This is a genomic window from Candidatus Methylobacter favarea, from assembly GCF_902806695.1.
In the GTDB taxonomy this organism is placed as follows: Bacteria; Pseudomonadota; Gammaproteobacteria; order Methylococcales; family Methylomonadaceae; genus Methylobacter_B; species Methylobacter_B favarea.
In genome coordinates this window covers 1-13,491 of the sequence record NZ_CADCXN010000075.1, presented here as the reverse complement: position 1 = coordinate 13,491, position 13,491 = coordinate 1, and the positions used below count along the sequence as shown (strand labels likewise).

General features: G+C 48.2%; 9 protein-coding genes. 6 read left to right on the top strand and 3 right to left on the bottom strand.

Going from position 1 to position 13,491, the window contains the following annotated elements:
* Positions 1-160: 160 nt before the first annotated feature.
* Positions 161-871: a YidB family protein gene (locus HUX64_RS11865; protein ID WP_174626443.1), complete on the bottom strand. Its 711-nt coding sequence runs from the start codon at positions 869-871 to the stop codon at positions 161-163.
* Between the two features lie 369 nt (positions 872-1,240).
* On the opposite strand from HUX64_RS11865, the gene HUX64_RS11860 reads away from it, so the two are divergent.
* The 6 genes from HUX64_RS11860 to HUX64_RS11835 all read left to right on the top strand — a co-directional run bounded on the left by HUX64_RS11860 (position 1,241) and on the right by HUX64_RS11835 (position 12,553).
* Positions 1,241-2,905, top strand: a complete 1,665-nt coding sequence (locus tag HUX64_RS11860; protein ID WP_174626442.1) for a hypothetical protein — start codon at positions 1,241-1,243, stop codon at positions 2,903-2,905.
* 231 nt (positions 2,906-3,136) lie between these two features.
* Positions 3,137-4,171, top strand: coding sequence for an MlaA family lipoprotein (locus tag HUX64_RS11855; protein WP_174626441.1), 1,035 nt, complete (start codon positions 3,137-3,139; stop codon positions 4,169-4,171).
* Positions 4,172-4,177: 6 nt separating this feature from the next.
* The gene (locus HUX64_RS11850; RefSeq protein ID WP_174626440.1) at positions 4,178-6,529 is read left to right on the top strand and encodes an alpha/beta fold hydrolase; all 2,352 of its coding nucleotides are present in this window, start codon (positions 4,178-4,180) and stop codon (positions 6,527-6,529) included.
* Between the two features lie 59 nt (positions 6,530-6,588).
* Positions 6,589-7,725 carry a thiolase family protein gene (locus HUX64_RS11845; RefSeq protein ID WP_174626439.1) on the top strand — a complete coding sequence of 379 codons (1,137 nt, stop codon included), beginning with the start codon at positions 6,589-6,591 and terminating at the stop codon, positions 7,723-7,725.
* Complete coding sequence (locus tag HUX64_RS11840) at positions 7,725-10,046, top strand: 3-hydroxyacyl-CoA dehydrogenase/enoyl-CoA hydratase family protein (protein ID WP_174626438.1); 2,322 nt, start codon at positions 7,725-7,727, stop codon at positions 10,044-10,046. Before HUX64_RS11845 ends, HUX64_RS11840 begins: the two co-directional genes overlap by 1 nt.
* An 80-nt stretch (positions 10,047-10,126) precedes the next feature.
* Positions 10,127-12,553: an acyl-CoA dehydrogenase gene (locus HUX64_RS11835; protein ID WP_174626437.1), complete on the top strand. Its 2,427-nt coding sequence runs from the start codon at positions 10,127-10,129 to the stop codon at positions 12,551-12,553.
* 8 nt (positions 12,554-12,561) lie between these two features.
* On the opposite strand, the gene HUX64_RS11830 is transcribed toward HUX64_RS11835, so the two are convergent.
* Together HUX64_RS11830 and HUX64_RS11825 are read right to left on the bottom strand one after the other, a co-directional pair.
* Positions 12,562-12,879: a hypothetical protein gene (locus tag HUX64_RS11830; RefSeq protein ID WP_174626436.1), complete on the bottom strand. Its 318-nt coding sequence runs from the start codon at positions 12,877-12,879 to the stop codon at positions 12,562-12,564.
* A 336-nt stretch (positions 12,880-13,215) separates the two neighbouring features.
* Positions 13,216-13,359 carry a hypothetical protein gene (locus HUX64_RS11825; RefSeq protein ID WP_174626435.1) on the bottom strand — a complete coding sequence of 48 codons (144 nt, stop codon included), beginning with the start codon at positions 13,357-13,359 and terminating at the stop codon, positions 13,216-13,218.
* Positions 13,360-13,491 lie beyond the last annotated feature (132 nt).

The following is a 13,491-nucleotide window of genomic DNA, read 5'->3' as shown; positions in this document are numbered from 1 at the left end:
GGTTGTCAAACCCTCATTTCCGCCTCCTTGGAATTATTCTGCTAATAAGGCCAAAAAGTTTTCCTCTCATACGCGGCCTGGCAGGATAATGTTGAGACTCGCCGATACGCATGCAGCGGCGGGCCTCAACATTATTACTTTCCTGAGGGTTTGCTTAACGTTAAGGGATACGTAAATGTTGACCGGGGGATATGCGATCCGGATTGTTTAAGAGGTCGCGATTCGCATCAAAAATGCGCGGCCATTGGTTGGCGTCGTGGTAAAACTGTTTGGCAATCCTGGAAAGCGTATCGCCGCTGACTACGGTGTAGGTTCGACCCGCCGGCGTCTCGGGCGCACCCGCACTGGCCGCAGCAGCGCCTGCAGCAGGGATGGATGGTTCGGGCTTGGCTGCCTGTTTCTCATCATCCTTATCGCCAAAATAGTCTACTGCCGCTTTTGCCGCTGCCGCAACCCCAATGCCGCCAAGACCGCCCAAAAGAACTTTGCTCAAAGTTGACAGATTGCTGGATTCGGGCGCCTTTCCCTCGGGCGTCAATTTATCGACCATAGCCGGTAAAACCTTCGAAAGCACAGAGGCGCTTTGAGATTCAGGGATTCCGGACTGTTGGGCCAGGCCTGTAATCCGGTCTTTGCCCAATACATCAGTCAATTGGTCAGGCTGTATGCTTTTATTTTCTTCAGTGCCCACCCATGACGCTGCAATATCGCCCATTCCTGATTGTTGAAATTTTTTAACTAAGCCGTTGATTCCGCCCATCGAGTCCAACATTCCCAATGCGCCAGTCACTAGATTCCGGGTTTTAGGTTCAGCTTCTTCCGAAGTATTGGCGCCGGTGGCGGATTTGACTATTTCTGTAAAAATACTCATAGCGATCTCCTCATGAAATTCCGATTGGTGAAAAAATTTTATACGACTATTTGCCAGAACACAAAAAAGACGGTACCGGCTCAGATTACTTTATTTAAAACACGTTCAGAGATTACATTAATTATCCATCAATACCAAGTTGACGAAATATTGGGAAGTTAATTTTTGTTATGGCGCTTTAATCGGAAATATAGAATTTGCAGTTTGCCCGGCATCACCCTGCTCTGATCGGCTTTTTTCATTCTTAAACACTATTAAATTTGATCAGAAGCCCTCTGTTAAACTGTTCATATTCACTGTTTTCCGCTATTTGACAAGATCACTCCCTTTGCTGACAATGATCGGTAACTTTCCAGATTCGTATAGATTTTGTCCGTTTTGATGTTTGCAGCCTGTCCGGTGTTAAAAATTCGCCCCCTCCCGTTCGCCATTGACGAAATAGAGTTTTCAGTATGGCTTAAAACCCTGACTGCTACTGATGCTCCCAAGTGTTGTAAAGAGCTTATGCAGGTATTGAAAGCCCTCAATAACCACCCCATGCCGGACAGTATCAGACTGTTTTTTCTGGAAAAACTGGAGCCGGTATTATTTCGGTTGACAGACCGGCTTATTCCCGGCTCAGTGCCTGAAAGCCCTTCCCTGCCGCTCCTGGCTGAACACCATGAAATTGAAATTGCAGTTTGGGCCTGCGCGGAATTAGCCAATGGCTATGCGCTATTAAGCAGAGAAGAAAGCTTTAGAGCCGGCGTTTATTCCGTGCCGCAAAAGTCTTTAATTATCAGTCATGGCCTTCAAGCGCTGGGAAAAGCCTTGTTGCATATCTCGCAGACTTATAAAAAGCCCTATGCCGGTTTCTGGTTAAACTGCTTTCAGTTTTACCGCCTGGCGCAACAAAATAATCTGACCACAGACGCGGCAGCTTCTGAAGCACAGGCAATCGATAAGGCTTTCAAGCACATCCTGGTATTTAGCCTGAGCAATTCTAATCAATTTTCTCCTTCGGAAATGCGGGCGATTTATGACTTGTTAAGTCGCTATTCGGAGCATGCGAAATTATTATCGGTAGTGCCGGAAAAAAAATTCAAAGGCATACCGTGTATTTATCTTGATAAAAATTTACCGCCTGCAATTCCTGATCCTGCTGTTCATAAAGAGGACGAGAATACGCTGTATATTGCAACAGTCGAGGTCGCCGGCAAAATCCTTGAAGCATCGTCCGATAAAAATCTGCATGCTTGTCCTGCTGATAAGGCCATGTTATTGCGGTTGGCAAAAACATTAACCCTGAACCCGCAAAGAAAATATCCCAGAAAAAAAACGGCAGACAAGCAATTCGGCATAATCGGCTTTAACGATGTCATCTTTTATTTACGCAAACAGGCATTAACAGCTGAAGATCCTTCCGGTAAAGGATTGATCAACTTACCGCGCCCTGGAGAATTACGCGAATTACATCTGGAAATAATAAATCCTGAACAAAAATCCCCGACTATGCGTCAATCTGAATACAGCTCAGAACAGGCAGTTGGTATTTTTACGTTTGATGAAGCGCCGCTAGAAGTCACAAGAATTGATCCTGAGGACATCTGGAATAGCCGTCAAAAAAAAGAAATCCAGGCCAATATAAAGCTTGTTGACGCCAGTGAAAAAGGCTTTGGCCTGATCTGGATAAGCCCGGATGTACAGCTGCGGATTGGGGATATTCTCGGCTTGCAGAATAAAGACTTTTCCCTTGCTATTGGAGTAATACGCAGGCTTGCACAATCCGAAGAATTCGGTTTATTTGCGGGCGTGGAAATGCTCGGCATTAATCCGCAGGCTATTGAATTTTCCAACCCCGGTTATCCTGATTCCGGTATGGAAGCTATTTATCTGCCTGGCGAAGAAACAGAGAGTATTATTCTGTCAACTAATAATTTCCGGCCTGCCGAATTTATTTTTATTTACAAGGCATTTAAAAAAATCCGCTATCGAATAACCAGACACCTAACTGCGACGGCATTAATTAATCAATTTGCAGTGGTAAAGTCTTAATAACCACTGGCCAGAACATAATCACTATAAATCCATAAGTTAAATTTGCCGCTTGCCTCAACTTGGCGTTCAACAAAGCATATGTTTGGCAGCCCTTATTGATTTCCAGAGGTTTTTTCTATTATTTTCTGATCGCGCTATACTGGCTATAAAAAATAACAGCATAATACCTATTCCGATGCGCGGAGATAACACTTAATATAAAGCCAATAATAATTCAACGAGATAGCAATGATTACGCGAAAATCCGCCCTTAACATACGCCTCCTATTGAGCAGCCTGGTAATTTCAGGCGCTTTTGGAGGTTGTGCCACAACCTCCACGCAGGTAAATCCAAATGATCCTTGGGTAGGCTGGAACCGTGGCGCGCAGTCGTTTAACGACGATGTTGACGACGCTATTTTAAAGCCGGTGGCCAAAGGTTATCTGGCGATAACCTCGGAAGCGGTTGATCAAGGAGTGACTAATTTCTTCAGCAACCTCAATGACATCGGGGTAACAGTTAACGATTTTCTCCAGCTAAAATTTTTACAGGGCGGTATGGATGCGAGCCGCTTTATAGTTAATACGACAGCGGGTATGGCCGGAATTTTCGATGTGGCAAAACATATTGATTTACCCAAACACAATGAAGACTTCGGACAGACGCTGGGTTTCTGGGGTGTTCCATCCGGGTCTTATCTGGTACTGCCGTTTTTTGGCGCAAGCTCCCCCAGAGATACGGTCGGACTGGTGGGCGATGCCTTATTGAATCCTTTAACCTATGCGTCCCTATTTGGCGGCGCCGCCATAAATGCCGTTACCACCGGCACCAAGGCAGTTGATGTCGCCGATACGCGGGCCGGTCTCATGTCGACTGAAAAAATGATCGACGAGGCCTCTGTTGATCGCTATGACTTTATTAAAAACGCTTATCAACAGCACCGCGAATACCTGATTCATGACGGCAATCCGCCGCAGGATGAAAATGACCTCCTGGAACCGGATGAGGATATCATGTCGGAAGGCACAGGCGACAACAAGGAGTCCGCCGCCTCCAGTTCAGCCAATCTGACCAAAGGCTCCACGGCAATTCCTGCACTTGGCAATCCCTATTCAGTGCCTGTTATTGATAATTCAAACTCAATGCCTGCGGCCCCCGCTTCCAGCTCTGCGCCTGTAATTGACAATTCCAGGTCAATTCCGGCTGCCAGTAATCCCAGCTCAGCTCCTGTTACCAACAATTCAAGGCATATGCTGGATTTATCCGCTCCCGACGATAAATAAGCGGTAATGAATCAAAAACCCGACCCTGATAGCTGGAACGATATAGATACAGCCCTCTATAACAGATCAGTCAAGGTCTTTAATACCCTGAAAAAAATGCTGAGTGTCAAAATGACACTGCATGCCGAGGACACGCAGGTACAGCAAGGGGATATTTTTTTATTCAACCATTTTTCCCGCTTTGAAACGTTTATTCCGCAATTTTTTATTTTTGAAGAAACCGGTGCTTATAGTTGTGCTATCGCTTCGGCCGAATTTTTTATTGAAGATAACGTCCTGTCAAGATACCTGAAAAACGTCGGGGTCTTTCCGCATAATCATGCCCGGCTGTTCCCTTTGCTTGCCGCTCAGGTCTTGCGTGGACGTAAAGTGATAATTTTCCCCGAAGGCGGCATGGTCAAAGACCACCATGTTATCGACAAATACGGACATTACAGCGTTTACTCACGATTAACCGGCGAAAGGCGCAAACATCATTCGGGCGCTGCCGTTTTGGCTCAAGGCATAGAAGTCTTCAAGGCCGCCATCCTGAATGCCTATGATACTAAAAATTATGCTCAACAATTACGCTGGAAGGAGGATCTGCAACTTGACAGTCTTGATCATTTACTGGTTTCAGCACTAAAACCGACCTTGATAATACCCTCAAATATTACTTTCTATCCCATCCGGTCCTCGGCAAATATATTGCTCAGCGGGGTAGAACTTTTCGGCAAGGGCTTAAGTTTGCGCCAAACTGAAGAGCTGCTGGTCGAAGGCAATATTCTGTTCAAAAATACCGATATGGATATTCGCATGGGCACCCCTATTATCCCCTTTAAATCGTGGAATTGGCGTATCCGCTTTTTGTTAAACAGGGTTATGTCTGAATTTAAAACCCTGGATGATATTTTTGCCCTGAACTCAGCCCCTAAAAACTGGAAACAAAAATTATTGGGATCCTATTTTAAAAATGCCGCTATTGCCACGCGTGATCAATACATGCAGGAGATTTATGCAAATGTCACTATTAATTTAAGTCATCTCGCCTCGACGCTGATCATGTATTGTATTGAAAATGACCAGCCGCAAATTAAGCGGCGATGCTTTTTCACTACCCTTTATATTGCTGTCAAACATCTACAAAACCATACCCATATCAATCTGCACAGGAGCCTGCTTAATCCCATTGATTATAGTGATCTGGCAACCGGCACCAGTAAACGCTTTGAACAGTTTGTCTCTGAAGCCAAAACCAGCGGCCTTATTACTGACCGGGGGGATTCCTATCAGTTTCTGCCCAAGCTTCTGCAAGAGCATGATTTGGATAAAATCAGACTCGAAAATATGATCGCAGTGTATGACAATGAAGCCGAACCCATAAAATTGGTGCGCGATACCCTGATTCAGGCTCTGGCTGAATGTGACGGAATTGATCAGCGAAAACTTGCAGTCTGGCATTTTGATGATGAATGCCGCGATTTAAGCTGGGAGCGCCACGCCTATTCAAAGCCCATCTATGACGATATTAATGAGCAGGAAACGGCTGCCGCCGATTCCTCGCCTTTCTTTCTCGAACCCAAACAAGGCAATGGCCTCGGCATATTACTGATTCATGGCCTGCTCGCCAGTCCTGCCGAATTAAGGGCTTATGGCGAGTACCTTGTCCAACTGGGCTATACGGTTATGGGCGTCAGACTAAAAGGCCACGGATCATCGCCCTATGCTTTACGTGATCAAAGCCGGGAAGACTGGTATGCCTCAGTGCTGAGAGGTTTCAATATCCTCAAAGCGCACTGTGAACGCATGTTCGTCACCGGATTTTCTACCGGCGGCGCCTTAGCGCTTAAACTGGCATCGGAGCAACATCCTGAAATAATAGGCGTAATCGCCGTGGCCGTGCCGCTAAAATTCATCAATTCTGCATTCATGCTGGTGCCGTTATTGCATGGAACCAATAAACTGGTGGATTGGGTTTCCTCTTATGAAGGCATTAAACCTTTCATTGAAAATATCTCGGAGCACCCCTGGGTTAATTATCGCAATACGCCGGTCAAATGTTTGTATGAATTAAGACTACTCATTCAACATATGGACGAATTTTTGCCAAAAATTGTAATCCCCGTATTAATTCTACACGGTGATCATGATCCCGTTGTCGCTTTCAAAAGCGCTTTGGAACTGATGAATAAATTAAAAACGCCAAATAAGCAGCTCAAGATTATAAACTCAAATCGGCACGGTATTTTAATGGAGAATATCGGGGGAACCTGGGATGCTATTAATGAGTTCATGGATAATTGCCTTAAGGAAACAAAGGCAGTAAAGCCGGGTAATGAAACGAACCATGCATATCCCGGTCTAATTAAAATTAATTGAGATTTTTTAACTACTTAAGCATGTGACATAGCTAAAAAATAATTACCAGGAGAAATAACATGAAAAATGTTGTGATTGCAGGCTACTGCAGATCCCCTTTTACTCCGGCGAATAAAGGAAAATTGGTCAAAGTCAGGCCTGATGACTTTGCAGCTCAGGTAATAAAAGGCTTAATCAGCAAAACCGGCGTCAACCCGAATGATATAGAAGACCTTATCCTGGGCTGTGCTTTTCCCGAAGGCGAGCAAGGACTCAATGTGGCGCGCCTTTTAGTTCCTTTAGCCGGGTTGCCCGTTAGCGTAGCCGGCAGCACCGTTAACCGCTTCTGCGGATCGTCGATGCAGGCCATACACATGGCGGCGGGGGCGATTCAGATGGATGCCGGCGAAGTATTTATCTGTGCCGGCGTTGAATCCATGACCCGCGTGCCCATGGGCGGATTCAACAATATGCCCAATCCGGTCCTTTACGAAGCTTTTCCACAGGCTTATATCAACATGGGGGATACTGCGGAAAACCTGGCGAAGCAATACCAGATAGAGCGAACCGATCAGGAAGCCTTCGCCGTGCTAAGTCAGCAAAAAACCCATGACGCCCAGCAGCATGGCCGATTCACTGATGAAATCATAGCGATAACAACAAAATCAGACGTGGTTGACCTGGACGGATGTCCCCGCCCTGACTCGACCCCTGAATCATTGGCGCAATTACCTCCGGCTTTCCAGGCCGCGGGCAGCGTGACGGCCGGAACTTCTTCACCGCTTACAGACGGCGCCGCGGCGGTACTGGTGTGCAGCGAAGACTACGCCGACGCCAACGGTCTGGAAAAATTAGCGCGCCTTAAAGCATTTGCCGTTTCCGCCTGTGCGCCCGAAATCATGGGTATCGGCCCGGTCGGTGCGACTCATAAAGCCTTAAAGCGGGCCGGGCTGGAATTGGATGATATCGATATCGTCGAGTTGAATGAAGCTTTTGCCGCGCAATCCCTCGCCGTCCTTAAAGAACTGCCCGTACCTTTGGCTAAACTTAATCTGGACGGCGGCGCTATCGCCTTAGGCCATCCGCTGGGCGCATCAGGCGCGAGAATTACCGGCAAAGCGGCCAGTTTGCTGAAACGCGAAAACAAGCGCTATGCACTAGCCACCATGTGCATAGGCGGAGGACAGGGTATTGCAACCATACTGGAGGCAATCTGATGAACATTCAAAAAGCTGCTGTAGTCGGCGCCGGCGTCATGGGCGCGAGCATCGCCGCTCATATCAGTAATGCCGGTATTCCTGTGTATCTTCTGGACATCGTTCCCAAAGCTGCAGGGAATCGCAATATCATCGCTGAAACCGCCATTCAAAAACTGCTCAAGGCTGAGCCTGCGCCTTTCATGCATAAAAATAATGCCCGGCTCGTGACGCCGGGCAATATTGAAGATCATCTGCACTGGCTGGCTGATGTAGACTGGGTCATTGAAGCCGTTATTGAAGACCTCCAAATAAAAAAATCGCTTTACCAAAAACTGGAAGGCATTTGCCGTAAAGATTGCCTGATATCTTCGAATACCTCTACGTTGCCCTTGAAATTATTAGTGCAGGACATGCCGGAAAATTTCAAACAGCGGTTCATGATCACCCATTTTTTTAATCCGCCCCGCTATATGCGCCTGCTGGAACTGATTTCGGGCCCGCAATCGCGTCCTGAACTGGTTTCTGCGATCCGCAGCTTTGCCGATATCCATTTAGGTAAAAACTGCGTTGACTGTAAAGACACGCCCGGCTTTATCGGCAATCGTATTGGCATCTACTGGCTGCAATGCGGCTTGCTGGAAGCGATCGATCTGGGGCTGACTGTTGAGCAGGCTGATGCGGTCATGTCAGCGCCTTTCGGCATTCCGAAAACCGGCATATTCGGTCTGCTGGATCTGGTTGGGCTGGATCTGATTCCGCATATTCTGGACAGTATGAGATCAGCCTTACCGCCGCAGGATGCCTTTCATCAAATCAACCGCCTTCCCGAGCTAGTCCGGAAAATGATAGCCGACGGCTATACGGGCAGAAAAGGCAAAGGCGGTTTTTACCGTTTAAATGAAATAAACGGCAAGCGGGTTAAAGAATCGATTAACCTTCAAACAGGCGAGTACAGCCGCAGCGAAAGACCCGGTCCGGAGGCTGTAAAGGCGATAAAAAAAGCCGGCTTGGAGGCATTCCTGTCTTCTGCCGACACATCCGCGATTTATGCCTGGCGAGTGCTGTCAAAAACCTTGGCTTATACAGCCGGCCTGGTTCCCGAAATATCGGACGACATAATTGCCATCGATGCCTCCCTGCGTGATGGCTATAACTGGAAATACGGTCCGTTCGAACTGCTGGATCAACTGGGCGTAGGCTGGTTTGTGGATAAACTTCAGGCAGAAAACCGGGACGTTCCGCCCTTATTGGCTGAAAAACGTCCGCTGTATAAAGTGAGCTCGGGCAAGCTTGCTTTTATCGATTTATCCGGCGCCTATCATCCCGTACAACGCGCCGAGGGCTTATTGCTGCTCTCGGATATTAAACTGCAAGGCCCGGCGGTGCTTGAAAATCCTTCCGCCAGTTTATGGGATATTGGCGACGGCGTTGCCTGTCTGGAATTTCACAGCAAGATGAATACGCTTGACATGGATAGCATGACGCTGATCAGGCAGAGCATCGCTAAAGTCAGCAGCGAATTCTCAGCGCTGGTCATCCATAATGAGGGCGAAAATTTCTCTGCCGGCGCTAACCTGGGCTTGCTGATACAAGCTATTCACAGCAGCGACTGGCCAGCCGTCGAGCAATTGGTTATACAGGGACAACAGACTTACAAGGCCCTGAAGTATGCGCCCTTCCCGGTCGTCGGCGCACCCTCGGGACTGGCTCTGGGCGGAGGCTGCGAGATATTATTGCATAGCGATGCCATTCAGGCGCATGCGGAACTTTATATGGGTCTTGTCGAAGTCGGCGTCGGTCTGATTCCCGCCTGGGGCGGCTGCAAGGAATACCTGCGCCGCTGGCTTGAATTGACCAAACGGCCGCGCGGCCCCATGCCGCCGGTCGTTAAAGCCTTTGAAACCATTAGCCTGGCCAAGGTTTCAAAGTCGGCTGCCGAAGCAAAAGAACTGTTGTTCCTGGCAGATTCAGATGGTATTACCATGAATAAAAACCGTCTGTTAGCTGATGCTAAGGCCAAAGCATTATCGCTGTCTGAAAATTACGCTGCGCCTGAACAACCCTGCGTTTATCCCATGCCCGGAAAAACTGCCGGGATTTTGCTCAGCATGGGCATAAAAGCCTTCCGCTTATTAGGCAAGGCCACAGCTTACGATGTAGAAGTTTCGGAAAAACTGGCCTATGTTCTCAGCGGCGGCGATAGCGATATTACCTCGCCCCTGACTGAAGATGACATGCTCGCGCTGGAACGCGAAGCCTTTATGTCGCTGGTAAAACAATCCGGCACGCTGGCCCGGCTTGAGCACATGCTGGAAACCGGCAAGCCCTTAAGAAATTAGCTGATTTTGCTGCCAGTGAATAATGACCGGATCTGAATAATCACACTCCGGAATGCCAATAAAATTAACAGGAGAACGGAATGTTCTGGTTATTAGCGCTATTAATACTATTGTGGGGCCTGCTCTATTACCGAAGCTCCCTGCGATGGACTGCATTGGCCACAGGTTTGCTTCTGGGCGGCTATCTCCTGGTCAATGGCGCGACGGCATTTAGCGAAATTTTATTAATCTTTTTTGCCTTGGTTTTTATACCGCTCAATATCCCTTTTATTCGGCGGCAACTGCTTAGCCGCCCGCTTTCCAAACTGATGAAAGCGGCGCTTCCCGTCATGTCGCAAACCGAACAGGAAGCGCTGGAAGCCGGCAATACCTGGTGGGAAGCAGAGCTATTCTCCGGCCGTCCCGACTGGAAAATATTACAGGACTTGCCCGCAGCGCAATTAACCGAAGAAGAACAGGCCTTTATTGACGGCCCCGTGGAAAGGCTCTGTGAAATGCTGAATGATTGGGATATTACCCATAACCGCAAAGACCTGCCAAAGGAAGTATGGGATTATATAAAACAGCAGAAATTTTGCGGCATGATCATTCCGAAACGCTATGGCGGACTGGATTTTTCCGACACGGCCCACTCCGAAATCGTCATGAAAATTTCCAGCCGCAGCAGCACCGCGGCCGTAACGGTAATGGTTCCCAATTCTCTGGGACCTGCGAAACTACTGCTGGCTTACGGCACAGAACAGCAAAAAAATTATTATCTGCCTCGTCTGGCAAGCGGCGAGGAAATTCCCGCGTTCGCCCTGACCGGCCCGCAGGCAGGCAGCGATGCTAGCGCCATGCCCGACACGGGCATTGTCTGCTATGGCGCGTTTGAAGGACAGGACAATGTGCTGGGCATACGTCTTAACTGGGAAAAACGCTACATCACCCTGGGGCCGGTGGCGACGGTGCTGGGGCTTGCATTCAAGCTCTACGATCCGGATGGACTGATCGGCGGCAAGAAAAATATCGGCATTACCGTTGCGCTTATTCCTACCAATACCCCTGGCGTTTCCATAGGCAGACGCCATTTTCCCCTGGATTCGGCCTTTCAAAACGGACCCAACTGGGGTAAAGACGTATTTATTCCTATGGACTGGATAATCGGCGGCGTCGCCCAAGCCGGCAATGGCTGGAAAATGCTCATGCAAAGCCTGGCTACCGGCAGAGCCATTTCATTGCCTGCTCTCAGTGTCGGCGCGGCCAAGTTTACCTGCCGCAACACCGGCGCTTATGCCCGCGTACGCAAGCAATTCAAGCTGCCGATTGGAGAACTGGAAGGCATAGAAGAGCCGCTGTCACGCATGGCCGGTGAAACTTATATCCTTGACGCCGCGCGCAAAGTCACTACAGCCGCATTAGACAACGGCGAAAAACCGGCGGTTATTTCCGCCATCCTCAAATACGAACTGACTGAAAGAATGCGCCGCATCGTCAACGACGGCATGGATATTCAGGGCGGGGCCGGTATTTGCCTGGGGCCTAAAAATTATCTGGGCCGTTTGTATCAGGTTATCCCCGTCAGTATTACCGTTGAAGGCGCTAATATTCTGACCCGCACGATGATGATTTTCGGCCAGGGCGCGATCCGCTGCCATCCTTATCTTCAAAAAGAAATGGCGGCGCTGCAACAAAACAATTTACCGGAATTCGATAACCTCCTGTTCCAACATCTTGGCTTTTTTATGCACAACATGGCTGCCAGTCTCTGGCTGGGATTAACCAATGCCCGTTTTCACAGCGTCCCAGGCGATAAAGATACCCAGCGTTATTACCGACAAATTGCCAGGCTCAGCGTCAATTTTGCCCTGCTTGCCGATTTTGCCTTGTTAACCTTGGGCGGCACACTTAAACGCAAAGAGAGAATTTCCGGCCGTTTTGCCGATGCCTTAAGCAATCTGTACCTGTGCTCATGCGTGCTTAAACATTATCAGGATCAAGGCTGCCCTAAAGACGACTCGCCCCTGCTGCACTGGGCTTGCCGGCAGACCATTTACCGCGCGCAACAGTCCGTGCGGGCTATTTTCTGGAAACTTCCTTTGCGGCCTCTGATCTGGCTATTGCGCATTATTATTTTCCCTACCGGCAAACCCTATTCTCCTCCAGGCGACCGGCTGATTCACGAAACCGCATCCCTGCTGCTTGCCGATGCGCCAGTTCGCGAGCGCCTGACCCACGGCATTTACATTAACAATAAAGCCGGTGATGCTACTGGCAGAATCGAAGTGGCTTTTAAAGCCGTATTGGCCGCCGCGCCGATGGAAACCAAAATTCGCCTTGCTCAAAAACAAAAGCTGCTGGCCAAAGCTGATCAATCCGCAACTATTGCGGACGCATTAGCCCAAAACATAATCACTCAACAGGAAGCCGATTTAATTGAAGCCGCTGAACGGGCAAGACTGGCGGCCATTACGGTCGATGATTTCAGCCCGGAAGAGCTTGCAGGTAACCGTCAGCAGGCATCTTAGTTCGATTTTTATCTCATAAGCGATCTCATAAGCGATCTCATAAGCGGCCATATTTTCAGCAGGCTCAACAGTGATAGGTGCCAGGGAAGTGCTGGGCGGATAGCGCGTGCAATCACAACGTTTTTCTGTAATCGCCTACGGATCAAATTAACGCGACGTGTCTGCTTCCAAATGCTCAACTTTAGTTGAATAGCTAGAGCTTCCCAGCCGTCATGGCTTCCTTCCAACCAGTTTTTACAATGCGGCTGAACAATCAACTTCTTGATGTTCAATGATTTTTGGAGCTTGAACACATAGTCGACGCCGCGCTGTTCGGCTTCAGTCATGAGCACTCGCTTCCTCAGCCCCAATCCCCATAAATAAAGCGTAGGGGCCAGCTCGCATGCAGAATATGCTCCAGTAATGCCCATCCCCGACGGCTGCAAAAGTCGAGGATTTGGTTATTAGCCTGAACTTGAATCTTCCAAATAAAGTGAGGTTAGTAATCATAAAGATGGGAAGCTTAAGCAACGGTCGCCCGGGCTTATCAGTATTACACATCCCAACCAGCTTAAGTGTGGCTTCGGCATAGTTGGCTGCGTAAAAGATTGTAACAACGGTACAAAAGCTCTTGTAGCCAGCAGACTCCAGTCCTTCTCATTAAAGAAAAATGGCAATTGATCCTATGAAGTAACTTGTGCTTGCAAGTCCCATTCAATATGAATTTCCTCATCGAAGGCATCGGCAGTCATAGCGCTGACTTCGCGTTTTTTAAACTTGATTCCTTGTTCACTAATTCGGTAAATAACTCCGGATGACAATGCCATAACTCAGAAGCTGTTTGGAAATTCATCTTTTCGCCCATAAGGTATCAATTTTGATTATGAAATAAATAGTATGAGCACAAAAAACGGAAAAAACGTTACCCGAGTAATTTGAGTGAGGGGGCATGGCGGTAT

Coding starts and splice junctions, on each gene's coding strand:
- HUX64_RS11865 (WP_174626443.1), bottom strand. CDS start 871: ATGAGTATTTTTACAGAAATAGTCAAATCCGCCACCGGCGCCAATACT.
- HUX64_RS11855 (WP_174626441.1), top strand. CDS start 3,137: ATGATTACGCGAAAATCCGCCCTTAACATACGCCTCCTATTGAGCAGC.
- HUX64_RS11850 (WP_174626440.1), top strand. CDS start 4,178: ATGAATCAAAAACCCGACCCTGATAGCTGGAACGATATAGATACAGCC.
- HUX64_RS11845 (WP_174626439.1), top strand. CDS start 6,589: ATGAAAAATGTTGTGATTGCAGGCTACTGCAGATCCCCTTTTACTCCG.
- HUX64_RS11840 (WP_174626438.1), top strand. CDS start 7,725: ATGAACATTCAAAAAGCTGCTGTAGTCGGCGCCGGCGTCATGGGCGCG.
- HUX64_RS11835 (WP_174626437.1), top strand. CDS start 10,127: ATGTTCTGGTTATTAGCGCTATTAATACTATTGTGGGGCCTGCTCTAT.
- HUX64_RS11830 (WP_174626436.1), bottom strand. CDS start 12,879: ATGACTGAAGCCGAACAGCGCGGCGTCGACTATGTGTTCAAGCTCCAA.
- HUX64_RS11825 (WP_174626435.1), bottom strand. CDS start 13,359: ATGGCATTGTCATCCGGAGTTATTTACCGAATTAGTGAACAAGGAATC.